Raw genomic sequence first — 26,985 nt, 5'->3', positions numbered from 1 at the left:
CACGGCGATGAGTGTCGTCGCAAACACCGTGTGCAATATCATCCGTCGCGCTCGTCACCTGCGCCGTTCGCTTCGCACCGATGATCCGTGGGCGCTTCCTCGGGCGACGAGGCGTCACCTGCGGCAAACCTCCAGGCCGGTCGGCCAGGGCCGATCGTGCGGCTGCATTTGCCCACAAGCCTCGCAAATCCGCACTCCCCACGCCCTCACACCCTGCACAGTCGACGGACGGCCGGGAATGTGTCGAGATGCCGTCAGCAGGGGGTCAACGCGGCGTCGGCGTCGGAGCAACCCGCGACGTCCGCCTACCGCGCAGCGACGTGAGCCCCACCAGCAGCAGCGCGATCGCGAACATCGCGGTGCCGATGACGTTGACCTGCGGTGGGATGCCCCGCTGGGCAGCGCCCCACACGTACATCGGGAAGGTGACTGTGGTGCCGGCGTTGAAGTTCGTGACGATGAAGTCGTCGAAGCTCAGCGAGAAGGCCAACAGCGCGGCGGCCACGATGCCGGGCAGCACCAGCGGCAGGGTGATCCTCCGGAAGGTCTGCCACTCGCTGGCGTAGAGGTCCATCGCCGCCTCCTCCAGCCGCCGGTCCATCCCGGCCAGCCGCGCCTTCACGGTGACCACCACGAACGACACGCAGAACACGACGTGCGAGATCACGACGGTCCAGAATCCCTGTGGCACCCCGGCGGACACGAACAGCGCCAGGAGCGACGTGCCCATCACCAGCTCCGGGGTGGCCAACGACAGGAAGACCAGGACGTTGACCCCGGCCCGACCTCGGAAGCGGTGCCGGACCAGCGCGAACGCCATCAGGGTGCCGAGCACTGTGGCGACGACAGTGGCGAGGAACGCGATCTGCACACTGCGGACCACCGCATCGCACATGTCCGCTGTGGCACACGGCCGACGCCAGTTGTCCACAGTGAACTCGTTGAAGTCGTACGACAGCCGGTTCGACGGGCGGTTGAACGAGAGCGCCGCCACCACCAGGTTCGGCAGCGCCAGGTAACCGAGCACCAGCAGCGCCACGATCAGCACCCAACGGTCGGCCAGCCACCGCGCGATCCTCACAGCACCTCCTCCCGGCCTGCCGTGCGGAGATATCCGAAGACCACAGCGAGGATCGCCGCCATCAGGAGGACCGACAGCGCGGCGCCCTGCGGATAGTCCAGCCGGACCAGGAACGCCGAGTCGACGACGTTGCCGATCATGTACTCGTTCGGGGTGCCGAGCAGCTCCGCGTTGATGTAGTCGCCGCTGGCCGGGATGAAGAACAACAGCGTGCCGGCGACCAGACCGGGCTTGGACAGCGGCAGTGTCACCCGACGGAACGCCTGCGCCGGGCTCGCGTACAGGTCGCCGGCCGCCTCCAGCAGTCGGGGATCCAACCGCTCCAGGCTCGCGTACAGCGGCAGCACCAAAAACGGCAGGAAGGTGTACGTCAGGCCGAGCACCACCGCGAACGGGGTCGCCAGCAGCCGTCCGTCCGGTGCGAGCAGGTGCGCGTCACGCAGCAGACCGGCGAGCGTCCCGTTGTCCGACAGGATCGTCTTCCAGGCCAGCGTGCGGACCAGGAAGCTGGTGAACATCGGTGCGACAACGCACACCAGCAGCAGGTTCCTCCACCGGCCGGCCTTCACCGCTATCGCGTACGCCAGCGGGTAGCCCAGCAGCAACGCCAGCACCAGCGCCAACCCGGCGTACCCGAAGGAGCGGAGGAACTGCGGCCAGTACGCCTGCACCACGTCGGAGTAGTTGCCGAACGCCCAGGTCATCGCGTAGCCGGTGGTGAGCGAGCCGCTGGGGTCGTAGAGGCTGGCCGCCGCGAGTTGCGCCAGCGGCACACCGAAGAACACCAGCAGCCAGGCCACGCCAGGCAGCAAGAGGAGGTACGGCAGGAGCCGCCGCCGCGTCAGCCGGGTCACGACGACGCGGGCAGCAGGAACGCGTGCCGTGGATCCCAGTGCGCCACGGCCGCCTCGCCGACCGCCACCCGCGTCGACGTTCCACTGTTGGCGACGAACACCGACAGCTCGGCACCCCAGCCGGTACGCAACAGGTACTGCGTGCTGACCCCCACGTAGGAGGCGTCGGTGACCACCCCGGCGACGTGCTGATGACCCACTGGCACCTGGGCGGCGGAGCCGACCAGTTGCAGTTTCTCCGGGCGTACCCCCAGCTGGACCGGCCCGTGGTCGGCCCGTGCGCGGCCGACGGGCACCGAGAAGCGCGCGCCGTGCGCCGTCACCGCGACGTCGCCGGCGCTGACGCCGGTGGCCACGCCGGCGAGCAGGTTGGACTGGCCGAGGAAGTTCGCGACGAACGCGGTGGCGGGGAACTCGTACAGGTCGGCGGGTGCGCCGAGTTGCTCGATCCGGCCGGCGTTCATCACCGCGACCGTGTCCGCCATGGTCATGGCCTCCTCCTGGTCGTGGGTGACGTGCACGAAGGTGATGCCGACCTCGGTCTGGATGCGCTTCAGCTCGATCTGCATCTGCCGCCGCAGCTTCAGGTCGAGCGCGCCCAGCGGCTCGTCCAGGAGCAGCACCTGCGGCCGGTTGACCAGCGCGCGGACCAGCGCGACCCGTTGCTGCTGACCGCCGGACAGTTCGGCGGGGCGGCGGCTGCCGTAACCGTCGAGCTGCACCAGCGACAGCATCCGGTTGACCTCGTCGTCCACCGAGCGGATGCCGCGTCGACGCAACCCGAAGGCCACGTTCTCGAAGACGTCGAGGTGCGGGAAGAGCGCGTAGCTCTGGAAGACGGTGTTGACCGGTCGCTGGTGGGGCCGCAGCCGGCCGATGTCCCGGTCGCCGAGCAGCACCTGACCGCTGGTCGGCTGCTCCAGACCGGCGATCATCCGCAGGGTGGTGGTCTTGCCGCAGCCGGAGGCACCGAGCAGCGCGAAGAAGGAGCCCTGGGGAATCGTCAGGTCGAGGGCGTCGACAGCGGTACGGGTGCCGAACCGCTTGGTCAGGTCGGCCAGGCGCAGATCGCCGGCCGGTGTCTCCCGCGCCATCCTCGTCACGCTCCGATGACCTGCTGGAACTTGCCCTCGTACTCCCTCTCCTGCTTCTCGTCCAGGGTCATGAACACCGTGGACCTCGACAGCAGTGCCTCGTCGGGGAAGATCAGCGGGTTGGCCGCCAGCTCGGGGTCGATCTTCTCCATCTCGGCCTGGGCGCCCCGGACCGGGCAGATGTAGTTGACGTACGCGGCGAGCTTCGCGGCGACCGCCGGCTCGTAGTAGTAGTTGACGAGCTGCTCGGCGTTGGCCTTGTGGGTGGCCTTGTTGGGCACCAACATGTCGTCGCTGTAGAGCATCACGCCGGAGTCGGGCGCGACGAACCTGACCTTCTCGTCCGCGCCGGCGAGCTGGATGACGTCGCCGGACCAGCCGATACACGCGGCGATGTCACCCTTGGCCAGGTCGGGCGCGTAGTCGTTGCCGGTGAACCTGCGGATCTGCCCGGAGTCGACGGCCTTCCTGAGCTTGTTCAGCGCGTCGTCGAACTGGGCGGGCGTGAAGTTCGCCGGGTCGTGCCCGTTGGAGGAGAGCAGGAGGCCCATGGTGTCGCGCATCTCGCTGAGCGCCGTGACCCGGCCCTTGAGGTCGGGGCGGGTGAGCAGCTCGTCGACAGTCCGCAGCTCCTTGGTGACGTTGCCGTTGTACGCCAACCCGGCGAGGCCGGACTGCCACGGGATGGAGATCCGGTTCTCGGTGTCGAAGGAACGGTCGAGCAGCGATGGAAGCAGGTTGGCCCGCACGTTGGGGATCCTCGCCGGGTCGAGCTTCTGCACCCAGCCGAGCCGGGTCATCCGGGCCGCCATCCAGTCGCTCAGCACGATGATGTCCCGGTCGATGCTCTGACAGGCGGCGAGCTGGTTCCGTACCTTGCCGAAGAACTCGTTGTTGTCGTTGATGTCCTCGGTGTAGGTGACCTCGATGCCGGTCTTCGCGACGAACTCGTCCAGGCTCGGCCGCTTGGACTCGTCAGTCTCGTCCACGTCCAGGTACTGCGGCCAGTTGGAGAAGGCGATCTTCTTCTCGGTGCCGGACAGGTCCTCGCTGACGCAGCCGGCCTCGGTCTGCTGGGCGCCCTTGGTGCCGCAGCCGGCGAGGCTGCCGCCAGTGGTGAGCACGGCGACCGCGCCCAGAGTGCCGGTGAGTAGTCCACGCCGGGAGAGGGGCCGGAGGGGCGCGCGCATCAGTCTTCCTCAGGGTCGGTGCCGTGGACGCCTGACACGATGACAAACCCGCAGCGCCAGAAGAGCATCGGGGCCGACGCATCACCGCCCGTGCAGGCGGTCCTCACGCTCAGCTCGGTCCGCTCGCGTGCCGGGCGGCTCGATCCCCTCGCCTTCCGGGAAGTCGGGGTGTCCGCGCGCCGGGATACCGCGCTTTGCAAGAACGCGAGTGGATCAGCGGGCGGCCAGGGACGAGTGGCCGGTCAGGGCGGCCAGGGACCAGCGGCCGGGCGGCCAGGGATCAGCGGCCCGGGCTCAGCGGCCGGGCCGACGGACACCCTCGACGAAGGACGCCCAGGCGGCCGGCGCGAAGGCCAGGGTGCCGCCGTCGCGGTCCTTGCTGTCGCGCACCAGCACCCGACCGGGCAGGTTGGCGGCCACCTCGACGCAGTCGCCGCCGTTGTTGCTGCTGCGGGTCGCGGTGTGCCAGCGGGCGTCGGTCATGTCCATGTCGTCGCCACTTCCCTGATCAGCTCGGTCGACCGGCGTTGGGGCAACGCCTCGCCGGTGACGCTCTCCCACCTGCGTCCCAGGCTAGCGACGTCGGCGGGATCGGTCACGATCTGACCGCGGAGCTGGTTGTCGAGATACGCCAATTCCGTCCCGTCGGGCAGGCGACCCAGCACGAAGGGACCAGCCAGACCGGTGTGCCACGGGCTGTCGGCCGGGATGACCCGGACCTGCACGTGTTCCCACTCGGCGACCGCCGCCAGGTGGGTCAGCTGCTCGGACATCACGGCGCGGTCGCCGACCAGCCGACGCAGCACCACCTCGTCGATCACCGTCACGAGCTGCGGTGGGGCATCGCGGCCGAGGACCGCCTGCCGTTCGAGGCGGCTCGCCACGATCAGATCCACCTCGGACGGTGGGACCAGTCCACCGGTGCCCAGCACCGCGCGGGCGTACCCCTCGGTTTGCAGCAGGCCCGGCACGAGCAACGGCTGATAGGACCGGATCGAGGTGGCGTCCTGCTCAAGCTCGGCCCATGGTCGGAACCACGGCAGGTCACGGCGGCGGAACGGCTCCGGCCAGAGGTCGGCCGCGTCCCGGCACAGGACCTTGGCCACCGCGACCCGGGTACGCGCGTGCGGGATGTGCCCCACGGCAAGCCACCGCGCGGTCGTCTTGGGGTGGACGCGAACCTTCTCCGCCAGCGACTCGACCGTCTCCCCCGCCTCGGCCATCGCCACCCGCAACGCCTCGTTCGCCACCGGAGCCTCCCGCCCGCCAGGCGCACATCGCGACTTCGCTCGATGCACGTTGCGGCGGATGGTAACCACGCTGCGTGGCGATGTCTGCGGTCTACCGGCGTGTGGCGGTCAGACATGTCGGCGCGCTTCCAGAACGCTCACTGAACGCCCCGAAGGTGCCCCACCAACGTCCCCAGCCAGGCCGCCGCACCCGTGCGACCGATCCACTCCACGTCGCCGATAAGGCGGTATCAACCGGCCCCGACACCGCCACATCGCCGATCAGGTGTGGATCACCCCGCACCCACCTCGCCCACGCCTGTTGATCAAGAGCTTTCGGTCAGAAGTCGGCGCGTTCTTGACGCAAACCTCTTGATCAACACCGAAGGGGCGGGGGCCCAGGGGTTAGTGGTTGGGGGGGATTACGCGGAGGTGGCCTCGGCGGCCGGTGGAGTGGGACTGGTCGGAGTGCGACCGGTCGTGGGGCTCCTCCGGCGGGCGGGGGGCCGGGCGGGCGGCTTCGCGGACCGCCTCGGCGAGCGCGACCAGGTCGTCGGTGGTGGGCGGCGGCGGCTCGAACTCACCCTCGTGCCGGACCACGTCCCAGCCCCGCGGCGCGGTCAGGCTGCGGGCGTGCGGCTCACACAGGTCGTACGTGTGCGGCTCGGCGAACGCCGCCAGCGGCCCCACCACCGCTGTCGACTCGTTGTAGACATAGGTCAATGTGGCGACCGCTTGCCGGGGGCAGCCGTTACGGGAGCAGCGCCGTGGTGACCTCACGGCGGCAGGGTATCTCCATTACCGGGTCCGGCGCATCGCTTCGCGTTGCGACACGCCCGTCATGGTGATCACAGTTGACCGTTCCGGGCACGCCGCGCCACGGGAGCGGCGCTGCCGCTGACCAGCCCAACGTGGGCGCTACCCTTTGCCTCATGACGAGTCCGGAACACCGCCGCCCCGGCTCCGGCCGGCGTGCGCACCGCGACCGGCACGGGCGCGGCCTGCGCGGGCGGTTGGTGCCGGCCACCGTGCCGCTGGCGCGGACCAAGGCCGAGGTCTTCGACGACCTGGTCCTGGACACGGTGGAGACGCTGGAGCGTCGGTTCGCCAAGGAGTTGGCCGGTGTCGAGTTCGCGGTCGAGGACGTCCCACCGGACCTGAACGTCTACGACTCCGACGTCCTGGAGGACGGCGAGGTCCCCCTGGCCCGACTGCTGCCCGGTCGCCCGGGCCGGCAGGAGGTGCCGCCGAGGATCGTGCTGTACCGGCGGCCCCTGGAGTTCCGGGCGATGGACCGTGAGGACCTTGCCGATCTCGTCCACGACGTGATCATCGAGCAGGTGGCGAACCTCCTCGGGGTAGACCCCGAAGAGCTGGCCTGAGCAGTCCGGCCGTGCGCCGCGCTGAGCGACCCCCCGCGGGCCGGACCCTGCTCCGGTAGAGCTGCCATCCGGGTGTGCTGTCGGGCGGCCCCCACCGCCCCGACCTCGCACCGCTCAGGCGGCCCGCCGCTTCAACTTGCGCCGCTCCCGCTCGGAGAGCCCACCCCAGATGCCGAACCGCTCGTCGTGACCCAGAGCGTATTCAAGGCACTCGGTCTTGACCTCGCAGCGCCCACAGATCCTCTTCGCCTCGCGGGTGGAACCGCCCTTCTCGGGAAAGAACGCCTCGGGGTCGGTCTGCGAGCACAGTGCTCGCTCCTGCCACTCCGGCGCGTTTCCGAGCAGGTCGGCCACCTCAAGCTGGCCGTCCATCAAATGCCTCCTTGTCGCGCACCGGCGTCATCGCCGCTGCAACCCCCCACGCGAAAGGCGTGCTTGTCCGTCCGGTCCCATTTTGTTGCGTTCCGTGCGAACAACCCCATTCAAATTACACGCGTGTAATGCGTGCGCCGTCAAGCCAAACTTGATAATGGAGTCGCCCTCCCGACACCCCCGGCCGGCCATCCAGGCCGTCCAGCCTCGCAACCTGCCCTATCGATTCAGACCCCGGCCGAGTAACGCCCTCTTCGGCGAGTTGCCCGACTTTTCTGCCGTGGCGCTCCCCCCACGGGCCGCCGCCAGGGCAGCACGAGACACCCCCATCACTAAGCTGATCTTGGTGGGGGACAGGTTAACGCGGCGCGGCACAGACTGCCCGTCGAGCAGTGGACAGCACGTACGCCCCGTCCACAATGTGGACGGGGCGCGACGTGGAAATCGGTGTCGAGAGGTCAGCTGGCGACCCCGAAACCGCTGCTGGGCCACACGAACTCGGCTATCCCTCCACCATGGACAGAAACCGTCCCCGCAGAGGTCATCTCGTCCCACCAGACGGTATAAATTCCGGCCGGCAGGTCGGGATAGACCGCACTGTGGAACGAGCCGTCCCGCACCCGGCGCTCACGCACCGCCGAGTGGACCCGACCGTCCTCCTCCCGGCTGATCTCGATCTCCCGACCGTGCAGATCCGGGCTCGTGTAGACGATCAAGGCGCCGGTGTCGCCGCCCAGATCGAGGACCACACTCCCGGTCTCCGACGGCCCGTACGCGTGATCATGCATCCGCTTCTCCCCCGCGCCGATCAGGACCCCGCCGGCGGGTTGTTGAACCCGTCGTACGGCGTACCCAGGTAGGGGAAGTTCCCGAGGAACGGCGCTGTCACATCCGCGGCGCTCAACCCCGGGGTGACCGCGGCAGCCGCCGCGTCCGGGCGGAACGTCTTGTCCACCAGCGGGACGGTCAGCCCGGCGATCGCCCGCAACGCGATGCTCACCACGTCGTCGCCGACCCGCCGCCCGTTCGGGAACCCGGCCAGGTCACCCGCGAGCACCCCGAACCGGTCCGGACGCTTGGTCGGCGGGATCGCGGTGTTCAGCCGCAGCATGTCCGCCTGCACGTCGCCGGTCGCGTTGGTGAAGCCGTCGATCAGCCCGGCCGGTACGCCCGTGAGCAGGATCGCCACCAGGTCGGCGCGGGCCTTCTTGGCCTTGGTGAGCTTGTCCAGGTTCGGGAAGACGTCCGGGTAGAGCGCCGGCAGCAACGCTGCCAACTCCGGCTGCTCGACGAACTGCGCGAACCGCTTGTCCTCCGACGGCGGCAGCGAGTTCCACTGGTCCTTCTTGGACATCGGCACGATGACCTCGTTGAACAGCGGATTGCCCAACCGGGAGACCTGCGTGAACGGGCCGGTGGCGGTGTCCGCCGCACCCCGGTCGCCGAGCACCCGCACCTGCCGGCGCGACGCCGACGTCCACACCCCGATCACCGACGCCCGGTCACCGACGCCGTACCGGTTGGCGCGCCGACGCACCCGGTCCAGCGGCACCTGGACGGCGATGCTGTGCACGTTCATCCGGTCGGTGGCGTTGACCGGCTCGCCCTCGGCCTTGAAGATCTTCTTGCCGGCGACGTGCAGCTGCTGGAACGGCCGCAGCGTGCCCAGATCGAAGATCGCCCCCAGGTCGACGAAGAAACCGTCAGCACGCTGGCCGGCGAAGACCCGTTCCCCGGTGGACAGCGAGTACGTCGCCTGCCGGACCAGCTCGGCGTACTTCGGGGTCGACAGCGGGCCGACGTTGCACGGCGGGCAGGGCAGTTTGTGCGCCAGCCGGTGCTCCCGACCGTCGGCCACCCGGGTCAGGCTGTAGAACTGGCGCCGGTTCCAGGTCTTGCTGTCCAGCGAATCGATCGGGCCGGTGTTGTAGAGGAAGCTGTTCGGGTTGGTGATCTCGGTGGTGAATTCGAACCGGTAGGTGACATCCGGGCGGCCGTCACCGTCGTTGTCGATATGGATCTCGTAGCGCACGTCGTCGCCGAACTCGAAGAAGTTCGGACCCCCGGAGGGAAGCTGCAACGGCACGTAGTTGGCGATCAACGTGACCGTGTCGCGCTTGTCGGGGCTGACGAACGCGTACAGGTCGGAGCTGTCGGCGACCGGATCCTTGGCTATCTCCGGGGCCTCGCGGTGGGAAGACATGGCGGACCAACCTCACTGGGCGGGAACAGGGTGGCAGGGCGGGATGTCGGGTCAGCGCCGGGCGGCGCGCCGCAGTCGATCCGCCAGGCCGCGGTCGCGTACCTCGATCCGGGTCTCACCGACGAAGACGTCCATCGTTCCGGAGCTTGCGTCGCGCAGATGCACGACGATCGGCTCGTCGGCCCGCCCGGCCGCGCCGGGGGCGTTCTGCGCGGCCGACAGGCCCGGCACGGTGAGCGCGGCGGCCCCGAGGGTGGCGCTGGCCGCGGCGGTCAACGTCTGCCGGCGGGTCAGTCGCGGCCACTGCCGCTTCCGCTGATCACTGGTCATGGGCAACCTTTCCGGCGGCGGCGCGAACGCGCCCGCTCAGACGGTCGGGTCCGGTGCCGTCCAGCGACGCCGGGCCCCGAAGGGACACCGGCGGCGGTCCTCGCCGCGACCGCCGCCGGCATCGCGTGGTACGGCCGGAGGCGGGGAAAGGTTCGACGTCAGGATCTGGCGTGACCGTACGCGGTCGTACGCTTACGCGCCGGACGCCCGGCCGCCGTCGCGATGGCCCGCAACTGCTCCTCGGTACGCGCCGAACCGTTGCCGGAGCCGGCCATCCGGGAGATGGTCTCCTCCATCAGCGTGCCGCCCAGGTCGTTGCAGCCACCCTGGAGCATCGCCACAGTGCCCTCGTCGCCCAACTTCACCCAGGAACACTGGATGTTGTCGATCCGGCCGTGCAACAGCAGCCGGGACATCGCGTGCACCACCCGGTTCTCCCGCCAGGTGGGCCCGGGTCGGGCGATCCCGGCCAGGTAGATCGGGGCGTTGGTGTGCACGAACGGCAGCGCCACGAACTCAGTGAACCCGCCGGTACGGTCCTGCACCCCGGCCAGCACCCGGAAGTGCGCCAGCCACTGCCCGGGATGGTCGACGTGGCCGTACATCATCGTGGAGCTGGACCGGATGCCCAGCTCGTGGGCCGTGCTGACCACGTCGACCCAGGCGGCGGCCGGGAGTTTGCCCTTGGTCAACACCCACCGCACATCGTCGTCGAGGATCTCGGCGGCGGTGCCCGGGATGGTGTCCAGCCCGGCCTCCCGCAGCTGGGTCAGCCACTCGCGGACCGGCACGCCGGCCTTCGCGGCGGCGGTGACGATCTCCATGGGCGAGAACGCGTGCACGTGCATGTCGGGCACCCGGGCCTTGATCGCGCGCACGATGTCGGCGTACCCGGTGACCGGCATCTTCGGGTCGATGCCGCCCTGGAGGCAGACCTCGCTGGCGCCGGCCGCCCACGCCTCCTCGGCCCGGTCGGCGACCTGGTCGACGGAGAGCCGGTAGGCGTCGGCGTCCCGTTCGCGTTGCGCGAAGGCACAGAACCGGCAGCCCACGTAGCAGACGTTGCTGAAGTTGATGTTGCGGTTGACCACGTAGGTCACGTCGTCGCCGACCACGTCGCGGCGCACGTCGTCGGCCAGACGGCACAGCTCGTCGAGCGCCGGCCCGTCCGCGCCGAACAGCGCCAACGCCGCGTCGGTGTGCCGGGGGTCGAGCAGCGCCGCCGGATCGTCGGCGGCGAGCCGCAGCCCGGCCGCCAGGTCACGGTCCGCGCCGCTCCCGGTCGGCGTCGGGGGTACGCCCGCGCGACGCGCCGCCGCCTCGGGTGCGACCTTGCCAGCCACCTCGGACCAGTCGCCGTAGACGCTGTCGAAGTCACCGCGCCGGTCGTCGGTGCGGCCGGTGGTGTCGATGGTGGCGTGCAGGTCGACCCGCCCGCCGAACGTCTCCTCCGGCTCCTGCCAGGGGCGCCCCTGCGGCAGTGCCGACTCGACAGCCATGCCCGTCTCCGGATTGGCGAGCGCGCTCACGTGCGGCAGCAGCCGAGGATCGAGCCACGGGTCACCGGCACGCACGTACTCCGGGTAGATCGTCAACCGCTCCCGCAGTGTGAACCCGGCCAGCTCGGTGTGCCGGGCCAGCTCCTCGATCTGCGGCCACGGGCGCTCCGGGTTGACGTGGTCCGGGGTGAGCGGGGAGACGCCACCCCAGTCGTCGATGCCGGCCCGCAGCAGCAGGTCGTACTCGCCGGCGATGAGATTCGGCGGGGCCTGGATCCGGGCCTTCGGGCCGAGCAGCAACCGGGCCACCGCCACCGTGGCGGCCAGGTCGTGCAACTCCGCGTCAGGCATGCCGCGCATCGCCGTGTCCGGCTTGGCGCGGAAGTTCTGCACGATCACCTCCTGGAGGTGCCCGTACTCCCGCTGCGCGCGGCGGATCGCGAAGAGCGCGTCCACCCGCTCTGCCGGGGTCTCCCCGATGCCGATCAGGATGCCCGTGGTGAACGGCACCCCGACCCGGCCGGCGTCGTCCAGCACCCGCAGCCGGACCGCCGGCTCCTTGTCCGGTGAGCCGAAGTGCGGGCCACCCGGCTCGGACCAGAGCCGGGTCGCGGTCGTCTCCAGCATCATGCCCATGCTCGGCGCGACCGGCTTGAGCCGCTGCAACTCCGACCAGGACAGCACCCCCGGGTTGAGGTGCGGCAACAACCCGGTCTCCTCCAGCACCGCGACCGCGCAGGCGCGCAGGTAGTCCAGTGTGGAGTCGTAGCCACGCTCGTCCAACCAGGTCCGGGCCGCTGGCCACCGCTCCTCCGGCCGGTCACCCAGGGTGAACAGAGCCTCCTTGCAGCCCTGCGCGGCGCCCTCCCGGGCGATGGCCAGCACCTCGTCGCGGTCCAGGAACGGCGCCGGCAGCCGGTGCGGCACCGTCGCGAACGTGCAGTAGTGGCAGCGGTCCCGGCAGAGCCGGGTCAGCGGGATGAAGACCTTCTTGGAGTACGTGACCACGCCCGGCCGCCCGGCGTCGCGCAGCCCGGCGTCCCGGATCCCCCCGGCCACCCGGAGCAACTCGTCGAGCGCGTCACCACGGGCCGACAGCAGTGCGGTCGCCTCGTCGACATCCAGCGCCCGCCCGGTCGCGGCCCGGCCCAGGGCGCGCCGCACGCTCGCGTCGCTCGGGCCGGAGTGGTCGCTCAGGCCGGAGTCGCCGCTCGCGCCGGAGTGGATGCGATCAACCATCCGCTCAGCCTATGCGCAGCGCGAGCCCGTTCGACCGACCAGTGCCCGCACCGTGAGAAACGGCCCACCTGGCTCGGCACCCGGCGCGGTGACGGTGCCCGCTGATCTCGCCGCGCCGGCGCTGGCGATCCCCCCTGGTGATCAGGTGATGAAAAGTAGGTGCCAGAGCGTCTGTGGAACTACTTTTCATCACCTGATCATGAAGTCCGGCTCAGCGGGGCTGGTCGGGGTGCTCTCCGGGCTTGATGTGCTGGGTGCGGTCGTCGTCCGAGTCGGTGGGACGGGTGATCGCCTGCGTCGGGTCTGCGGGAGCCGAGTCGGGGTGCGCGATGGCCTGCGTCCTGTCGGCGGCGGCCGAGTCGGCGGGCTGACGCGGGATGGCCTGAGTGGGATCTGCCGACGGCGGCTGCCCGAACGGCGGCGCGGCGGGAGACGGCGGCGCGGGGTTGACCGGCGGCGCGGACTGCGGGAACGGCGGCGCCGACTGCGGCGCAGCCTGGAACGGCGGCGACGGCTGACCGAACTGGCCCGGGTACTGCGCCGGCGGGTATCCGCCCGGCTGGCCGGCGGAGGGCCATCCACCCTGCTGCTGACCACCAGGCTGCCCCGGCGCCGGCCAACCACCCTGCTGCTGCGGCCAACCAGGATGCGGCTGACCCGGCTGCGGCTGCCCGTAGACGCCGGGCTGCGGCTTGGGCCGCGGCACGTAGTAGTGGGCACGCCAGACCGTGTAGACCACCCACGCGGCGACCGCGAAGACGACCATCCAGGCGAACCGGGTGAGCACCCCGAGGAGCGCATCGAGGATCTCGGCCTGGGCCAGGCGGCCGACCGTCCAGATCAGCATGGTCAACGTGCCGAAGAAGGCGCTGACCGCGTACTCGACGAGGGCCACCTGTGTGATCAGCTTCGCCTTCGGCAGCACCGGCGAGATGTGCGTGGCCAGCAGCACGGCCAGTAACGGCAGAGCCACCGCCTCCACCCCGATGAACGAGTAGAACGCGCTGCCCGCCCGGTCGGTGAAGGAGCTGTAGTCGTTCGGGGCGATCAGGCGGAGCAGGCCCACGAAGAGGAACACGGCGTTGGCGCCGAGCAGCGCGAGCGCAGCGAGCTCGCGTAGTGGCTTGGTCAGCTGACGGGCCTGCGTCGCGTCGGTCGACGCGGGCTCGGCGGGGCTGGTCACGAGCTCCCCCTCGGGGCAGGAACGAACAGGGCGCACGTGAGCCTAGTCTCCCGGGTCACCGGCGGACCGGAGGCGTCACGTGAGCGAGGATGGTCGACATGCGCATCGTGGTTCTGGCCGGCGGCATTGGTGGCGCCCGGTTCCTGCTCGGCGTCCGGGCGTACGCCCGGGACGTCGGCGCGGAGGTGACCGCCGTGGTCAACGTCGGCGACGACCTGTGGCTGCACGGGTTGAAGATATGCCCTGACCTGGACAGCGTCATGTACACGCTCGGCGGCGGCGCGGACCCGGAACGGGGCTGGGGTCGGGTCGGCGAGAGCTGGACGGTCAAGGACGAGCTGGCCGCGTACGGGGCGCAGCCGACCTGGTTCGGTCTCGGCGACAAGGACATCGCCACGCACCTGGTGCGTTCCACCATGCTCAACGGCGGTTACCCGTTGAGCGCGGTCACCGAGGCGCTGTCCACCCGCTGGGAGCCGGGGGTACGCCTGCTGCCGGCCACCGACGACCGGCTCGAAACCCACGCTGTCGTCGAGGACGAGCAGGGGCAACGGGCGATCCACTTCCAGGAGTGGTGGGTCCGGTACCGGGCTGACATCCCCACCCAGCGCTTCGTGTTCGTCGGAGCGGAGACGGCGAAGCCGGCACCCGGGGTGCTGGAGGCGATCGGCTCGGCCGACCTGGTGCTCGTCGCGCCCAGCAACCCCGTGGTGAGCGTGGCGCCGGTGCTGGCCGTACCGGGGCTGCGCGAGGCGGTCGTGGACGGCCCGGCGCCGGTGGTCGGTGTCTCGCCGATCATCGGCGGTGCTCCGGTGCGCGGGATGGCCGACCGGTGCCTCGACGTGCTCGGCGTCGAGTGCAGCGCCGCCGGGGTGGGCGGCCTGTACGGAGGCCGGCCGGACGGCGGCCTGCTGGACGGGTGGCTGGTGGCCGAGGAGGACGCCGGCACGCTGGTGCCCGATGTGACGGTCCGCTCGGTGCCGCTGCGGATGACCGACGAGGCGGCGACGGCGGCGATGGTCCGCGCCGCGGTGGAGTTGACGTGAGGCTCGAAATCCTGCCGGTGCTCGGCATCGGCCACGTGACCGAGGGTGACGATCTGCCGGCGGTGATCGCGACGGCGGCACCGTGGCTGCGTGACGGTGACGTGCTGGTGGTGACCAGCAAGATCGTCTCCAAGGCGGAGGGGCGGCTGGTCGACGTCCCGGCGGACGGGCCGGAGCGGCTGGCCGCACGCGACGAGGTGCTGGCCGGTGAGACCGCCCGGGTGGTCGCCAGCCGAGGGCCGACCCGGATCGTGCAGACCCACCACGGCTTCGTGATGGCCTCGGCCGGCATCGACGCGTCGAACGTGGACAAGACCCAACTGGTGCTGCTGCCGGTCGACCCGGACGCCTCGGCGCGGGCCCTGCGCGAGGCGCTGCGGGAGCGCTACGAGCTGGATGTCGCGGTGATCATCAGCGACACGATGGGGCGGCCCTGGCGCAACGGGCTCACCGACGTGGCGCTCGGCGTGGCCGGAATGCCGGCCATCCGTGACCACCGGGGCGAGATCGACCCGTACGGCAACGAGCTGCAGTTGACCCAGATGGCCGTGGTGGACGAGCTGGCGGGCGCCGGCGAGCTGATCAAGGGGAAGTGCGACCAGGTCCCGGTCGCTGTGGTGCGGGGCTACCTGTCCAGCACCGACCCGGAGGACACCGCCGGTGCGCGGGCGCTGGTCCGCGACGCCGCCCAGGACCTCTTCTCGCTCGGCACCGCCGAGGCCCGGGCCGCCGGACTCGCCGACGCCGCCACCCTGAGCGACGCGCTCGGCTCGACGCCTGCGGACCTGGGCGCGGTGCGACGGGCGATCGACGCGATCGCCGACGTCGTCGCCCCCGGCACGGTCTTCACACTGGTCGACGAGGCGGAGGTACGCGCCGGACTGGTCGCCGAGATGCCGGGATGGCCAGAGGGCGCGGCCCTGCTGCTGGGCTCGGCCCCGACGCCGGTCGAGCCGATCGGTCTGGTCCGCTTCGGCGCCGACCTGCACCGGCTGCGCGTCGCCCTGGCCGCTGAGGGTGTCGAGTCCACTCTGTTGCCGCCACCGCCGGGCAGCCCGGCGAGCGCCGCGCTCGCTCTGTGAGAGACGGCCGGGTCAGGCGTCCAGCATGGCCCGGCCGAGCGGCGTCAACGTGTGCAGCACGCTGTTGCGTTCCCGGTGACTGACCAGCAGGCCGGCGTTGCGCAGGACTGTGGCGTGCTGGCTCGCCGCGGCGGGCGAGATGTTCAGCTGGCGGGCGACCTCGCCGGTGGTGCAGCCCTCGTCGCTGGCCTGCAACACCGCCGCCCGGGTACGGCCGAGCAGCGCGGCGAGTGAGTCGCGGGTAGCACCGGACGGGGCAGCAGCGATGCCGTCGGCCGGCGCGAGCCCGCCCAGCCGGTCCACCGGGTAGACCAGCACCGGCGGCAACGCCGGGTCGAGCAGCGCGACAGGGGTGCTCGCGCAGAAGAACGACGGCACCAGCAGCAGCCCGCGACCGTCCAGGTGCATCTCCCGACTGTGCGGGTAGTCCCGGACCTCGAGCACCCCGCCGTCCCAACGCATGGCCGGCCGGAGGCTGGTGAGCAGACCCTCGACACCGCCGTCGAGCAGCGCGCGGGCCCGGCGAGCCCGGTCCGCCGCCACCGCGGCCTGGATCCGGTTCCAGTACGGGCTGATCGCCAGCGACCGGTACTGCTCCATCGATTCGGCGAGGTGATGCAGCACCGCCACCTCGCCTCGGGCCAGCGCGGCGGCCGAGGAGGGCAACTGGTTCTCGGCGGCCAGCACGCTCAGGTCCCGATGCAGGAGCTCGGTGGGGGTTCGGCGGAGCGCGTCCAGCCCGGCTTCGAAACCGTCGACGCTGGCGTACGGGGTGAGGAAGTCGGGAAAGTAGCCGCGTGGCGGGTTGAGCGCGAACAGCAACCGGAGCTGCTCGGAGGCGACGTCCTGACGCAGCCCTCGGGACACGGAGCGCCGCCAGTGCGCCGTCAACGGATCGCGGTTGCGGCCCTGGAGCACGTGCAGGCTGAGGACCAGCTCCCAGATCGGGTCCGCAGCCGGCGCCACCCGGGTCCGGAGGATGTCCTCCCCAGAAAAATGGATCTTCAGCATGGTGCGCTCCCGTGTCGCCGGCAGGGGGATGCCGGTTGACCGTTCGACTCTACCTGGACGGCACTAATCTCCATCTTTAAGCCTGAGCTGAAAAACCTCGACGTCCTCCGGGCCGGTTCGGCATGCTTCCAGTGCTCGAGCACGAGGTGCCGGCGCGTCCTCGACGTCCCGGCGCAGGGCACCGGGACCGGGGAGGCCCCGGTGATCGGGCGGCACCACGAGGGTCTGCGGCCCTTGCTCCGCAGAGGTGCCGCCCGGTCACCCCACCCACGCATCCTCCCGCCCGACTCAGCCGACCCAGAGCGCGACCCGGTGGTCCTCGTCCGTGACGTAGAACGGCCGCCCGTCCAACTCGGCCACCCCCTCGACGTGGTGGAACGGCGCCAAATCCGCCACCAGTTCCCCGCCGAGCCGGCACGCGTCGTCCGACCTACCGTCCGGGAGTCGGAAACGCACGTGTCGGGAGGTGACGTCACCCCCGCCGGGGTGGTCGTCCAGCAGCACCGATCCCTTGCCCAGCGCGTCGATCGAGCCGATCACGGCCGCGTACCCGCCGTCCGCCGTCGGGCTGATCGCCCGAAAGCCGGTCAGCTCTCCGGGCGGGGTGACCCCGGTCAACACGTACGTGCGCACCGCCCGTGGCCACGCCGGCTCGGCCGTGAACATACCCGGCACGTCGGCCACCTCGACCAGGATCGGCTCACCGGCCTCGGTGACCGGGAAACGCAGCCCGAGCAGCACCGTCCCGCCCGGGGTGAAGGCCGCAGCCTCCACGTTCAACGGCAGGTCGTCCGGGGTGAGGCGACTCACCCAGCTCTTCTCCCGGGCGGTGCCCCTGGCCAGGGTTTCCACGATGAACCGGGCCCGCACCCGTTCCCCCCGGGGCAACAGGACCAGCGGCGACCCGGCGAGGGCGTCGTTCACTGCCCGGTGCAGCCGGAACGAGTTGCGCACCACGTGCACCGGGAGCGGCCCGGCCGCCGCCTCGTCCTCCCGGAACCGGGCCACGAAGGCACGTCGGGGGCGCAGCGGGCCACCCTTCGAGCCGAAGTGGGAGCCGAAGACGTAGACCCAGCCGTCGTGGTGGGCGAGCGCCTCACCGTCCTCGGTCCGCCCGTTCTCCGCACCGGCGTCCGCCAGCACGTGCCGGGCCGTCCACTGGCCGTCGTCCAGTTCCAGCAGCAACGCGAGGCAGCGCTCCACCGGCCCCTCGTCCAGCACTGTCCAGAAACCCCGCCGAGCGCCGTACGCGCGAAGCAGGGCCGCCGACCGCACCGGCAGCAGGTCACTGGCCTCGTTGCCGGCCACCACGAATTCGACGAGTCGCAGGGTCACCGAGCCAGCCTACGGAGCACACGCTCGTACAGTGTCGGGGTGCCCGACACCGCGATCCCCGGACCGACCGCTCACCCGACCGATGCCGCGACGTACACGGCGCTGCACGCCGACGCCACCGCGCTGCTCGGCGACTGGCAGCCCACCAGCCCGGATGCGGCCCGCGCACGGGACCGCACCCTCCGCCTGCTCGACGCCGGCCCGATCGCGATGAGCAGGCAGCACCGCCCCGGGCACATCACCGCGAGCGCGCTGGTCCTCGACGCCACCGGCTCGCGCGTGCTGCTCTGCCTGCACGGCAAATTCGGGCGGTGGGTGCAACTCGGCGGGCACTGCGAGCCGGTCGACCAGACCCTGGTGGCCGCCGCGCTCCGCGAGGCCACCGAGGAGTCCGGGATCGCCGACCTGCGCATCGACCCGGTGCCGATCGACGTGGACGTACACCCGGTGCAGTGCCAGGGTGGCTCCTTGCACCACGACGTCCGGTTCGCCGTGCTCGCCCCGCCCGGGGCGGTGGAGCAGGTCAGCGACGAGGCCGAGGAGCTGGGCTGGTTCCCGCCGGACAACCTGCCCGAGCCACTGGCCGGCGGGACCGTGCAACTGGTCGCGCCGGCCCTCGCAGCCCTCAGACGTAGCCCTCTTCGCCTCGCTCCTTGAGCTCGTCGACCAGGGCCTTGACGTCCTGCGCCCGGTCGCGCGGGCAGACCAGCACCGCGTCCGGGGTGTCCACCACGATCAGGTCCTGCAACCCGAGGACGGCCACCAACCGTCCCGACTGCGGCACGACGACCAGGTTGCTGCTGTCCCGCAGCAGCACACCGGGCTTCGCGTCGGTGCCGAGCACCACGTTGCCCGCGTCGTCGGCCGGCAGCACGTCGCCCAGGGTGTGGAAGTCGCCGACGTCGTTCCAGCCGAAGTCGCCCGGCACTGTCGCCACTCGACCCGCGGTGGCCGCGCCCTCCATCACCGCGTAGTCCACCGAGATCTTCGGCAGGGTCGGCCAGATCGCGCCGAGAACCTCGTCCTGCTCCGGGGTGCCCCAGGCGGCGGCGATCGCGACGACGCCCGCGTGCAACGCCGGCTGTTGACGGGCCAACTCGGCGAGGAAGACGTCCACCCGCCACACGAACATGCTCGCGTTCCACAGGTGCCGGCCCGAACGGACGTACGCCTCGGCGACCTCGGCGCCCGGCTTCTCCTTGAACTCGGCCACCTGCCGCCACGGCGAGCCGTCGGTGTCCTCGCCGGTCTCCAGGTAGCCGTAGCCGGTCTCCGGCCGGGTCGGGGTGATCCCGACGGTCATCAGCATGCCCTGCTCGGCACCGCGGACCGCCTCCTGGACCGTGCGGACCCAGCTGTCCGGGTCGCGGATCAGGTGGTCGGCCGCGAAGCTGCCCATCACCGCGTTCGGGTCGCGCGCCGCGATCACCGCCGCCGCCAACGCGATCGCCGCGCAGGAATCCCGAGGGGACGGCTCGACCAGGATGTTCTCCTCGGGCAGACCGGTCAGCTGCCGGGCCACCGCCGCGACGTGCGCGGCACCGGTGACCACAAGGGTCCGATCCGGTGTGGTCAGCGGCGCGAGCCGTTCCACGGTCGCCTGCAGCAGCGAGGCGCTGGTGCCGGTCAGCGGATGGAGAAACTTCGGGTGGCCGGCGCGGGACAACGGCCACAACCTCGTGCCGCTGCCACCTGCCGGAATGACCGCATAAAGCATCCGCACATCATGCCCGACGAGCCTGTCCGGAGTGGCACGGGTCACCACTCGGGTCGGAGAGTCAGGATCGGGCCCGGCTCCAGGCGGCGATGTGCACCTCGGCGCTGGACTCCCAGGTGAATTCCTTCGCCCGGTCGAAGCCCGCCTTCGCCAGCGACAACCGTCGTTGCTCGTCGTCGAGAAGGGCGGCCAGGTCGGTGCCGATCTGCTCCGGGTCCTCCGACGTGTACGCGACCGCGTCGCCACCCACCTCGGGCAGCGACAGCCGGGGAGTGGTCAGCACCGGGGCGGCGCACGCCATCGCCTCCAGGATCGGCAGGCCGAACCCCTCGCCGTAGGACGGATAGGCGGCGACCAGGGCGCCACCGAGGAAGCCCGGAAGGTCGGCGTAACGCAGGTAGCCGGGGCGCAGCAGGCGCAGGTGCGACGGCACCTCGGCGACGGCCCGGTCGATGTCGTCGTCGTGCCCCTGCCCGCCGGCGATCACCAGGGCCGGCGGGTCGGACCGGTCGGCCACCGCGCGCGCCCAACCACGGATCAGGTTGGGTACGTTCTTCCGCGGCTCCTTGGCCCCGAGGAACGCGACGTAGCTGCTGTTGCCGAGCCCCAGCCGAGCGCGGACTCGGGCCTTCTCCTCCTCGGTGGGAGCGTGGAAGGCAGCCTGGTCGACACCGTGGTAGGCCACGTCGATCCGGGTCGGGTCGGCGTCGAGCAGCCGGATCAGCTCGTCCCGGGTGGCCTTGCTGGGCACGATCACCCGGTCGGCGCGGCGCAGCGAGGTCTTGATGGCGCTGCGGAAGAACGTGCGGCGGGACTTGTCGTAGTGCTCCGGCTCGGTGAAGAACGTCGCGTCGTGCACTGTGACAGTGACCGGACAGCCGGCCCGCAGCGGGCAGGTGTAGAACGGCGAGTGGAGCACCTCCGCACCGACCTGCTGGGCGAGCAGCGGCAGGCCGGTCTGCTCCCAGGCGAGCCGGGCCGGACGGTGGGCCACGGCGGCCGGGGCGGGAATGATCTCCGCACCGGGCAGCATGCGGGTGTAACGCTCCAGGTCGGTGCGGAGGCTGACCACCGCCAGCTCCACCCCCGACCCGCACACCTTGCCGAGGGCACCGAGCAGACCGTCGACGTAGCGACCGACACCACCACGGTCGGCGGGGACACTCGTGGCGTCGATGAGCACGCGGGGCGGGCGACCGGCGGTCACGGGGCGACTCCTTGCACTGGCGGGTCTGTGGGGAAAAACACTCCGGGGGCCAAGCCTACGCCGGAGCGCGGGGGCGGCGCTGACTGCGACCCGACGGTACGCCGACTTGTCATCGCCATCGAGTACGGCCGGCAGGGGCGTATCGTTCGCGCCGATGGCCGACAATATTGCCCGGGTCTTCGCCGATGCGATCGCGACCGACCCGACCAGACCGTTGCTCACCTGGTACGACGATGCCAGCGGGGACCGCACCGAACTTTCCGGCGCCACCCTGGCGAACTGGGTGGCGAAGACCGCCAATCTTCTCGTCGACGAGGTCGGCCTCGCCCCGGGCACCCCGGCCGGCGTGTTGCTGCCGCCGCACTGGCAGGCCGCGGCGGTGCTGCTGGGTTGCTGGTCGGCCAAGTTGAACGTCGTCGACACGCCGGGAGCCGTGGACGTGCTCTTCGCCGCCGTCGACCAGTTCGACGAGGCGCAGTCCTGGGCTGCCGACGAGCGGTACGCCCTCGGGTTGGCCCCGCTCGCCGCCCCACTACGGCAGGTGCCGCCAGGGTTCGCCGACTACGTGGTGGAGGTACGCCGGCACGGCGACCACTTCACGCCGCAGCCCGGTCCGGGCCCCGCCGACGCGCGTCTGCTGACCCGGGCGGAGGCCCGCGCCGACGAACTGGGCATTCTTCCCGGCGCCCGGGTCCTCATCGACGCCGCCGGGCACCCCGACCCGGTCGACTGGCTGCTGGCACCGCTGACCCGGGCCGCCACCGTGGTCCTCTGCGCCAACCAGGACCCCGCCCGGTTGGCCGACAGGCTCATCACCGAGAGAGTCACCCACTCCCTCCGGTAGTCCGGTCGCCGTGCCCTGCGGAACGTCCGACGTGCGCGCCCGCGAGTGGGCCGACTAGGTGCTGAGTCTCCCTTTGCTCTGCACCCGCCGATGCGCCAGCCGCCACCCACCGACCTTCCCTTTGCTCTGCACCCGCCGATGCGCCAGCCGCGTCGGCCCGCACCGACCTCCACGGACCAGTGCGGGACTCCGACTGGCGCATCCGGGGGTGCAGAGCAAAGGGGCAAACAATCCCGGGTCGGGGTCGGGGTCGGGTCGGGTCGGGGCCGATCGCCGCGACGGGCGTGGACGCGGGGAAGGTGAACAAGGGACGCGGACCAGGCCTCGGGCGGGCCCTCCGAGCCCAGCGCGGGAGGTCTCAGACGGGCGTTCCGGTCGGGGGACGGCGTTGGGCCAGGGCCGCGAAGGCGGTCAGGGACTCGGGGTTGGCCAGGGCACCCTTCGCCGCGGCCTGGTCCACCGGCGTGCCGGTGAGGATCTTCTTGACCGGCACCTCCAGCTTCTTCGCCGACAGGGTGCGGGGCACCGACCGCACCTGGTGGATCTCGTCGGGCACGTGTCGGGGCGAGAGAGCGGTGCGGAGTTCGCGACAGATCGTCGCGCGCATCGCGTCGTCAAGGGTCAGACCCTCGGCGAGCACCACGAAGAGCAGCAGCTCACCGGCGCCACCCTCGTCGTCCTCCAGGTGCACGACGACGGAGTCGAGCACCTCGTCCAGCCCCTCGACCACGGAGTAGAACTCGGCGGTGCCCAGCCGCACCCCACCACGGTTGAGGGTGGCGTCGGAGCGTCCGGTGATCACGCAGCCGCCCCTCTCGTTGATGGTGATCCAGTCGCCGTGCCGCCACACGCCGGGGTAGACGTCGAAGTACGCCTCGGCGTAGCGGACGCCGTCCCTGTCGTTCCAGAAGCCCACCGGCATGCTCGGCATCGGCTCGGTGATCACCAACTCGCCCAGTTCACCGATGACCGGGGTGCCGTCGGCGGAGCGGGCCTCCACCTTCGCGCCCAGGGCACGGCAGGCGATCTCACCGGCGTACACCGGCAGCAGCGGCACCCCACCGACGAAACCGGTGCACACGTCGGTGCCACCGGAGAGCGACTGGAGCTGGAGGTGGTCGCCGACGGTCTCGTACACCCAGTGGAAGCCCTCGGCGGGCAGCGGCGCACCAGTGGAACCCACCCCGCGCAGCGCGGACAGGTCGGCGATCTCCCGTGGGACCAGCCCGGCCTTGCGGCAGGCCAACAGGAACGGGGCGGAGGTGCCGAAGTACGTGGTGCCGGTCTCCGCCGCCAGCCGCCACATCCCACCGAGGTCGGGGTGGCCGGGATTGCCGTCGAAGAGCACGATGGTCGCGCCCACCGCCGGGCCCGAGACCAGGAAGTTCCACATCATCCAGCCGGTGGTGGTGAACCAGAAGAAGCGGTCCGCCGGGCCCAGGTCGTGGTGCAGGGCGAGCATCTTCAGGTGTTCCAGCAGGATGCCGCCGTGGCCGTGCACGATCGGCTTGGGCAGCCCGGTGGTGCCCGAGGAGTAGAGAACGTAGAGCGGGTGGTCGAACGGTACCGGCGTGAACGTCAACGGCTCGTCGGTCGGCGCGGCCAGCTCGGCCCAGCCCAGCTCGCCGTCCTGCGGCGTCGCCTGCGGGTCGAGGTAGGGGATGCTGACGGTGTGCCGCAGCGACGGCAGGGCGGCCCGGATCGCCGCCACCTCGGCGCGCCGGTCCACCGGCTTGTCGCCGTAGCGGTAGCCGTCCACGGCGACCAGCACGGTCGGCTCGATCTGCTGCCACCGGTCGGTGACGCTGCGAGTGCCGAACTCGGGCGCACAGGACGAGAAGACAGCGCCCAGGCTGGCGGTGGCCAGCAGGAGGACGTACGTCTCGGGAATGTTGGGGGCGTACGCCGCCACCCGGTCACCGGCGGTGACGCCGAGCCGGCGCAGCCCTGCCGACACCCGGCGCACCTGCGCACGCAGCTCCCCGGCGGTCAGCGTGACCGGCGGTCGGGTCTGCCCGTGCGCGATCACCACCGGGTCGTCGTCGACCCGCCCCGGCATCCGCAGCACGTTCTCCGCGTAGTTGAGCGTGGCCCCGGGGAACCAGCGGGCCCCGGGCATCCCCCGCTCGGCCAAGGTGGCGGTCGGCGGGGTGTGCGCGATCACCTCGAAGTGATCCCAGATGGAGCGCCAGAACCCGTCCAGATCGGTGGTGGACCAGCGCCACAGCGCGTCGTAGTCGGCGAAGTCCAGCCCTCGGTGCTCCCGCAGCCAGCGCAGGTAGCCGCCGATCCGGGACCGCTCGCGTACGTCCGCCGGCGGCGCCCACAGCATGTCACCCACTGGTCCACCCTCCCCTGGCCCGGCACGACGTTGTGAATGGGCCGTGGCGCCATCTTGCCCTACCTCGAAGCGCCATTCTGCGCACCGGGTGCGCCGACCGACGCGTGCCCGTCCCACACTCCACCCCGCCGACCCATGTGGGTCAGCCGGCGCGGTGGGCCTGGATGGCGCGGCGGCGGGCGAGGCGGTGCGCCCGGCGGATCTCCGCCTCCTTGTACCGGCGCTCGTCCTCCGCGGTCTCCGGCAGCACCGGGCGGACCGCCCGCGGCGCCCCGCCGACGTCCACGCCGACGAAGACCAGGTATGCGGTGGCCACCCGCACCGCCGCGTCCTCGGCCGAGTCCCACCGTTCGGCGACCACCCGCACGCCGACCTCCATCGAGGTCTGGCCGGTCCAGTTCACCTGCGCGTGCGCGTGCACCAGGTCACCGACCCGGACCGCCTCGGAGAAGACGATCTCGTCGATCGCCGCGGTCACCGCCGTGCCTCCGCTGTGCCGGGCCGCGGCGGCGCCCGCCACGTCATCGACGAACTTCATCAGGACCCCGCCGTGCACGGTGCCGTAGAGGTTCACGTCCACAGCGGTCATGATCTTGCTCAGCGTGACGCGCGAGTACGACGTCGGCTTGCCGACCGGTGCGGCGGAGAGGTGCTCAGTCATGTCGAAAACGGTACGGTGCGCGGATGCGACATCTCTGGAGCTTCCTCGCCGGGCTGGTGGTGGCGCCCATCACCTGGGTGCTGGTCACACTGGGGCAGGACGGGTCGAGCCGGACGGTCGACCGCTGGGTGGAGATCGGCACGTTCAACACCGCCAACCTGATCGAGCCGGCCGTGTACCTCGGTGTCGGCGGTGTCCTGTTGGGCCTGCTCGGCACGCTGCGTTTCTCACCGCTGGGCCCGCTGGTGGCCGGATTGCTGCTGGTCACCCCGTACATCGGGATGTTCGTGGCGCCGTTCGCGGTGCGGGACGCGATCCCGCACGGGTGGAAGGTGTTCGGCGATCCGCTGCCGCTGCGGCTGCCGGTGGAGAACGGCACGCTCTTCCTCGTGGGCCTGCTGCTGCTGATGGCGACCTTCAGCATGCAGCGGTGGCGGCAATGGCCCCACCCGGCGACCGAGCCGGCCGCGACGCCGGCCCCCGTGCCGGACGGAGGCCCCCGCAACGACGACTTCACCCTCACCGACTGGCCGCCGGCCACGCCGACGGAGCGGGACACCGCGCCGCTCACTCTGGGTTACCCGGCTGATTCGACGCCGACCGAGCCGCTGCCGCGCCGGGTCGGTGGCGAGTCGCCCTGGTCCGCTCCGCCGCGCGGTCAACCGCGCCCGGAGGACACCACCGAGATCCGCTGAATCGTCGGGCGGGCCGGGTGACCGGCCCGCCCGCTGTCTCGTGCGGCCCTAGTGCACCGCGACCGCGAGGTCCGGGTCGACGGCGCCGAGGCTGGCACGGGGGACGACGACGAGCATGACCACCAGGGCGGCGGCCATGCCGCCCGCGATGACGATCGCCATCGGTACGCTCCCGGTGCCGAACAGACCGGCCAGGGGCGCGGACAACGCGCCGATGCCGAACTGCACCGCGCCGAGCAGCGCCGCGGCGGTGCCAGCGGCCTCGCTGTGCCGGCTCATGGCCAGCGCCGGCGCGTTCGGCAGGGCGAGGCCGGCGGCGGCCAGGACCAGCCACAGTGACGCGAGCAGGGTGCCCAGGCCACCGATGCCGGTCGCCGCGAACATGACCAGCAGCAGGCCGGCCGCCGTGCCGGCGATCAGGGCGCTGACCAGGATCTGCTGCGGGGTGTAGCGGCGCAGCAGCCGGACGTTGAACTGGGTGGCCCCGATCAGGCCCACCGCGCCGGCCCCGAAGGCGATGCCGAACTGCTGCTCGTCGAGGCCGTACTCCTGCTGAAGCACGAACGACGAACCCGAGACGTACGCGAACAGGGCAGCCATCGCCAGCCCGGCGACCAGCACCAGGCCGACGAACGCCCGGTCGTTGAACAGCCCCCGGTAGTCGCGCACTGTGGCAGCCACCCCTCCGTGCCGCCGACGCGCCACCGGAAGGGTCTCCTGGAGCCGGAGCGCGGCAACGACGATCAGCAGCGCACCGAGCACCGCCAGCGCCGCGAAGACGCCCCGCCAGTCGGTCCAGCTCAGCAGACCGCTGCCCAGGGTCGGCGCGAGAATGGGCGCCAAGCCCATGACGAGCATCAGCCGGGAGAAGATCCGGGCGAAGGACGCCCCGCTGAACAGGTCGCGGACGACGGCCGTGGCGACAACTGTGGCGGCCGCGACACCGAGCCCCTGCAGCACGCGCAGCGCGCCGAGCACCTCGATGTTGGGCGCGAAGACGCACAGCACGGAGGCCACGATGTGCGCGGCCAGCCCGGCCAGCAGCGGAATCCGCCGTCCGACCACATCGGAGAGCGGACCGATCAGCAGCTGGCCCAGGGCGAGACCGACAAGCGTGCCGGTCAGCGTCAGCTGCACAGCGGTCTCGGTGGTCTGGAGACCTGCCGTGATGGCGGGCAGCGCGGGCAGGTACATGTCGATGGTCAGCGGCCCGATCGCGATCAACGCCCCCAGCACGAGGACGAGTTGCACCCGCTGACGGTTGGTCATCAGATCGCCGGGCAGGACGCCCTCGGTGATCGTCGGATCTGCCGTGCGGGTGCCCGCTCCGGTCTCTTCCACGGACTGCTTCATCATCTCGATCTCTCTGCGGAAGCGGGTGTCTCGTCAC

At 71.3% G+C, this 26,985-nt stretch carries 26 protein-coding genes; 6 read left to right on the top strand and 20 right to left on the bottom strand.

All coding sequences use genetic code 11. The annotated features are described in order from the left end of the window. Nucleotides 1–265: 265 nt before the first annotated feature. From FHU34_RS32400 to FHU34_RS32370, 7 genes are all read right to left on the bottom strand, one after another. The gene (locus tag FHU34_RS32400) at nt 266–1,081 is read right to left on the bottom strand and encodes an ABC transporter permease (protein WP_145786398.1); all 816 of its coding nucleotides are present in this window, start codon (nt 1,079–1,081) and stop codon (nt 266–268) included. Continuing rightward, nucleotides 1,078–1,935, bottom strand: coding sequence for an ABC transporter permease (locus FHU34_RS32395; protein WP_244312071.1), 858 nt, complete (start codon nt 1,933–1,935; stop codon nt 1,078–1,080). The genes FHU34_RS32400 and FHU34_RS32395 overlap by 4 nt, the downstream gene beginning before the upstream one ends. Next, nucleotides 1,932–3,029: an ABC transporter ATP-binding protein gene (locus FHU34_RS32390; RefSeq protein WP_145786397.1), complete on the bottom strand. Its 1,098-nt coding sequence runs from the start codon at nt 3,027–3,029 to the stop codon at nt 1,932–1,934. Before FHU34_RS32390 ends, FHU34_RS32395 begins: the two co-directional genes overlap by 4 nt. Before the next feature lie 5 nt (nt 3,030–3,034). Next, on the bottom strand, nt 3,035–4,219 hold the full coding sequence (locus FHU34_RS32385; RefSeq protein ID WP_145786396.1) for a polyamine ABC transporter substrate-binding protein: 1,185 nt from the start codon (nt 4,217–4,219) through the stop codon (nt 3,035–3,037). A gap of 294 nt (nt 4,220–4,513) precedes the next feature. After that, nucleotides 4,514–4,708 carry a DUF397 domain-containing protein gene (locus FHU34_RS32380; RefSeq protein WP_145786395.1) on the bottom strand — a complete coding sequence of 65 codons (195 nt, stop codon included), beginning with the start codon at nt 4,706–4,708 and terminating at the stop codon, nt 4,514–4,516. After that, nucleotides 4,699–5,442, bottom strand: coding sequence for a DUF5753 domain-containing protein (locus FHU34_RS32375; RefSeq protein ID WP_145786508.1), 744 nt, complete (start codon nt 5,440–5,442; stop codon nt 4,699–4,701). The genes FHU34_RS32380 and FHU34_RS32375 overlap by 10 nt, the downstream gene beginning before the upstream one ends. Before the next feature lie 411 nt (nt 5,443–5,853). Continuing rightward, complete coding sequence (locus FHU34_RS32370) at nt 5,854–6,228, bottom strand: DUF3499 domain-containing protein (RefSeq protein ID WP_088986253.1); 375 nt, start codon at nt 6,226–6,228, stop codon at nt 5,854–5,856. A gap of 152 nt (nt 6,229–6,380) precedes the next feature. Between FHU34_RS32370 and FHU34_RS32365 the strand changes: the two genes are divergently transcribed. After that, a complete protein-coding gene (locus FHU34_RS32365; protein WP_145786394.1) occupies nt 6,381–6,830 on the top strand; it encodes a metallopeptidase family protein in 450 nt (149 codons plus the stop codon). 114 nt (nt 6,831–6,944) lie between these two features. Here FHU34_RS32365 and FHU34_RS32360 read toward each other — a convergent pair whose 3' ends face one another. The 6 genes from FHU34_RS32360 to FHU34_RS32335 all read right to left on the bottom strand — a co-directional run bounded on the left by FHU34_RS32360 (nt 6,945) and on the right by FHU34_RS32335 (nt 13,656). Further along, nucleotides 6,945–7,202, bottom strand: a complete 258-nt coding sequence (locus FHU34_RS32360; protein ID WP_088986255.1) for a WhiB family transcriptional regulator — start codon at nt 7,200–7,202, stop codon at nt 6,945–6,947. Nucleotides 7,203–7,660: 458 nt separating this feature from the next. After that, complete coding sequence (locus FHU34_RS32355) at nt 7,661–7,990, bottom strand: phospholipase (protein WP_145786393.1); 330 nt, start codon at nt 7,988–7,990, stop codon at nt 7,661–7,663. Between the two features lie 20 nt (nt 7,991–8,010). After that, on the bottom strand, nt 8,011–9,405 hold the full coding sequence (locus FHU34_RS32350) for a DUF4331 domain-containing protein (RefSeq protein ID WP_145786392.1): 1,395 nt from the start codon (nt 9,403–9,405) through the stop codon (nt 8,011–8,013). A 51-nt stretch (nt 9,406–9,456) separates the two neighbouring features. Then, nucleotides 9,457–9,735: a hypothetical protein gene (locus FHU34_RS32345; RefSeq protein ID WP_088986258.1), complete on the bottom strand. Its 279-nt coding sequence runs from the start codon at nt 9,733–9,735 to the stop codon at nt 9,457–9,459. A 158-nt stretch (nt 9,736–9,893) separates the two neighbouring features. Then, a complete protein-coding gene (locus tag FHU34_RS32340; protein ID WP_145786391.1) occupies nt 9,894–12,473 on the bottom strand; it encodes a bifunctional FO biosynthesis protein CofGH in 2,580 nt (859 codons plus the stop codon). A 211-nt stretch (nt 12,474–12,684) separates the two neighbouring features. Beyond that, entirely contained in the window at nt 12,685–13,656 is a 972-nt protein-coding gene (locus FHU34_RS32335; protein ID WP_145786390.1) for a hypothetical protein, read from the bottom strand. 98 nt (nt 13,657–13,754) lie between these two features. Here FHU34_RS32335 and cofD point away from each other — a divergent pair, with 98 nt between their 5' ends. Together cofD and FHU34_RS32325 are read left to right on the top strand one after the other, a co-directional pair. Next, on the top strand, nt 13,755–14,702 hold the full coding sequence (cofD, locus tag FHU34_RS32330) for a 2-phospho-L-lactate transferase (RefSeq protein ID WP_145786389.1): 948 nt from the start codon (nt 13,755–13,757) through the stop codon (nt 14,700–14,702). Next, nucleotides 14,699–15,784: a coenzyme F420-0:L-glutamate ligase gene (locus FHU34_RS32325; RefSeq protein WP_145786388.1), complete on the top strand. Its 1,086-nt coding sequence runs from the start codon at nt 14,699–14,701 to the stop codon at nt 15,782–15,784. Before cofD ends, FHU34_RS32325 begins: the two co-directional genes overlap by 4 nt. Before the next feature lie 12 nt (nt 15,785–15,796). On the opposite strand, the gene FHU34_RS32320 is transcribed toward FHU34_RS32325, so the two are convergent. Then, entirely contained in the window at nt 15,797–16,795 is a 999-nt protein-coding gene (locus FHU34_RS32320) for an ArsR/SmtB family transcription factor (RefSeq protein ID WP_145786387.1), read from the bottom strand. A gap of 288 nt (nt 16,796–17,083) precedes the next feature. Continuing rightward, nucleotides 17,084–18,130 carry a DUF4185 domain-containing protein gene (locus FHU34_RS32315; RefSeq protein ID WP_145786386.1) on the bottom strand — a complete coding sequence of 349 codons (1,047 nt, stop codon included), beginning with the start codon at nt 18,128–18,130 and terminating at the stop codon, nt 17,084–17,086. A 39-nt stretch (nt 18,131–18,169) separates the two neighbouring features. Between FHU34_RS32315 and FHU34_RS32310 the strand changes: the two genes are divergently transcribed. Continuing rightward, nucleotides 18,170–18,787, top strand: a complete 618-nt coding sequence (locus FHU34_RS32310) for an NUDIX hydrolase (protein WP_208745233.1) — start codon at nt 18,170–18,172, stop codon at nt 18,785–18,787. On the opposite strand, the gene FHU34_RS32305 is transcribed toward FHU34_RS32310, so the two are convergent. Both FHU34_RS32305 and FHU34_RS32300 read right to left on the bottom strand, forming a co-directional pair. Next, entirely contained in the window at nt 18,756–19,847 is a 1,092-nt protein-coding gene (locus FHU34_RS32305; protein WP_145786385.1) for a mannose-1-phosphate guanylyltransferase, read from the bottom strand. The genes FHU34_RS32310 and FHU34_RS32305 overlap by 32 nt on opposite strands. A gap of 61 nt (nt 19,848–19,908) precedes the next feature. Continuing rightward, a complete protein-coding gene (locus FHU34_RS32300; protein ID WP_145786384.1) occupies nt 19,909–21,054 on the bottom strand; it encodes a glycosyltransferase family 4 protein in 1,146 nt (381 codons plus the stop codon). Nucleotides 21,055–21,208: 154 nt separating this feature from the next. Between FHU34_RS32300 and FHU34_RS32295 the strand changes: the two genes are divergently transcribed. Then, nucleotides 21,209–21,898 (top strand): TIGR03089 family protein, encoded by a 690-nt coding sequence (locus FHU34_RS32295; protein WP_145786383.1) that lies wholly within the window; start codon nt 21,209–21,211, stop codon nt 21,896–21,898. Nucleotides 21,899–22,256: 358 nt separating this feature from the next. Here FHU34_RS32295 and FHU34_RS32290 read toward each other — a convergent pair whose 3' ends face one another. Together FHU34_RS32290 and FHU34_RS32285 are read right to left on the bottom strand one after the other, a co-directional pair. Beyond that, nucleotides 22,257–24,239 carry an acetoacetate--CoA ligase gene (locus tag FHU34_RS32290; RefSeq protein WP_145786382.1) on the bottom strand — a complete coding sequence of 661 codons (1,983 nt, stop codon included), beginning with the start codon at nt 24,237–24,239 and terminating at the stop codon, nt 22,257–22,259. A gap of 142 nt (nt 24,240–24,381) precedes the next feature. Further along, nucleotides 24,382–24,900, bottom strand: a complete 519-nt coding sequence (locus FHU34_RS32285) for an acyl-CoA thioesterase (RefSeq protein ID WP_145786381.1) — start codon at nt 24,898–24,900, stop codon at nt 24,382–24,384. A 23-nt stretch (nt 24,901–24,923) separates the two neighbouring features. On the opposite strand from FHU34_RS32285, the gene FHU34_RS32280 reads away from it, so the two are divergent. Next, the gene (locus tag FHU34_RS32280; protein WP_145786380.1) at nt 24,924–25,595 is read left to right on the top strand and encodes a hypothetical protein; all 672 of its coding nucleotides are present in this window, start codon (nt 24,924–24,926) and stop codon (nt 25,593–25,595) included. 48 nt (nt 25,596–25,643) lie between these two features. Here FHU34_RS32280 and FHU34_RS32275 read toward each other — a convergent pair whose 3' ends face one another. Beyond that, nucleotides 25,644–26,951, bottom strand: coding sequence for a multidrug effflux MFS transporter (locus FHU34_RS32275; RefSeq protein WP_425280598.1), 1,308 nt, complete (start codon nt 26,949–26,951; stop codon nt 25,644–25,646). Nucleotides 26,952–26,985 lie beyond the last annotated feature (34 nt).

Source organism: Micromonospora taraxaci (assembly GCF_007830095.1).
Lineage (GTDB): Bacteria > Actinomycetota > Actinomycetes > Mycobacteriales > Micromonosporaceae > Micromonospora > Micromonospora taraxaci.
This window is presented reverse-complemented; position numbering and strand designations above follow the sequence as displayed.

Excerpts from the sequence above, each read along its gene's own strand:
- FHU34_RS32375 (WP_145786508.1), bottom strand. The coding sequence starts at position 5,442 with ATGGCCGAGGCGGGGGAGACGGTCGAGTCGCTGGCGGAGAAGGTTCGC.
- FHU34_RS32305 (WP_145786385.1), bottom strand. The coding sequence starts at position 19,847 with ATGCTTTATGCGGTCATTCCGGCAGGTGGCAGCGGCACGAGGTTGTGG.
- FHU34_RS32385 (WP_145786396.1), bottom strand. The coding sequence starts at position 4,219 with ATGCGCGCGCCCCTCCGGCCCCTCTCCCGGCGTGGACTACTCACCGGC.
- FHU34_RS32285 (WP_145786381.1), bottom strand. The coding sequence starts at position 24,900 with ATGACTGAGCACCTCTCCGCCGCACCGGTCGGCAAGCCGACGTCGTAC.
- FHU34_RS32280 (WP_145786380.1), top strand. The coding sequence starts at position 24,924 with ATGCGACATCTCTGGAGCTTCCTCGCCGGGCTGGTGGTGGCGCCCATC.
- cofD (WP_145786389.1), top strand. The coding sequence starts at position 13,755 with ATGCGCATCGTGGTTCTGGCCGGCGGCATTGGTGGCGCCCGGTTCCTG.
- FHU34_RS32295 (WP_145786383.1), top strand. The coding sequence starts at position 21,209 with ATGGCCGACAATATTGCCCGGGTCTTCGCCGATGCGATCGCGACCGAC.
- FHU34_RS32380 (WP_145786395.1), bottom strand. The coding sequence starts at position 4,708 with ATGGACATGACCGACGCCCGCTGGCACACCGCGACCCGCAGCAGCAAC.
- FHU34_RS32320 (WP_145786387.1), bottom strand. The coding sequence starts at position 16,795 with ATGCTGAAGATCCATTTTTCTGGGGAGGACATCCTCCGGACCCGGGTG.
- FHU34_RS32275 (WP_425280598.1), bottom strand. The coding sequence starts at position 26,951 with ATGATGAAGCAGTCCGTGGAAGAGACCGGAGCGGGCACCCGCACGGCA.
- FHU34_RS32355 (WP_145786393.1), bottom strand. The coding sequence starts at position 7,990 with ATGCATGATCACGCGTACGGGCCGTCGGAGACCGGGAGTGTGGTCCTC.
- FHU34_RS32365 (WP_145786394.1), top strand. The coding sequence starts at position 6,381 with ATGACGAGTCCGGAACACCGCCGCCCCGGCTCCGGCCGGCGTGCGCAC.
- FHU34_RS32345 (WP_088986258.1), bottom strand. The coding sequence starts at position 9,735 with ATGACCAGTGATCAGCGGAAGCGGCAGTGGCCGCGACTGACCCGCCGG.
- FHU34_RS32360 (WP_088986255.1), bottom strand. The coding sequence starts at position 7,202 with ATGGACGGCCAGCTTGAGGTGGCCGACCTGCTCGGAAACGCGCCGGAG.
- FHU34_RS32350 (WP_145786392.1), bottom strand. The coding sequence starts at position 9,405 with ATGTCTTCCCACCGCGAGGCCCCGGAGATAGCCAAGGATCCGGTCGCC.
- FHU34_RS32390 (WP_145786397.1), bottom strand. The coding sequence starts at position 3,029 with ATGGCGCGGGAGACACCGGCCGGCGATCTGCGCCTGGCCGACCTGACC.
- FHU34_RS32340 (WP_145786391.1), bottom strand. The coding sequence starts at position 12,473 with ATGGTTGATCGCATCCACTCCGGCGCGAGCGGCGACTCCGGCCTGAGC.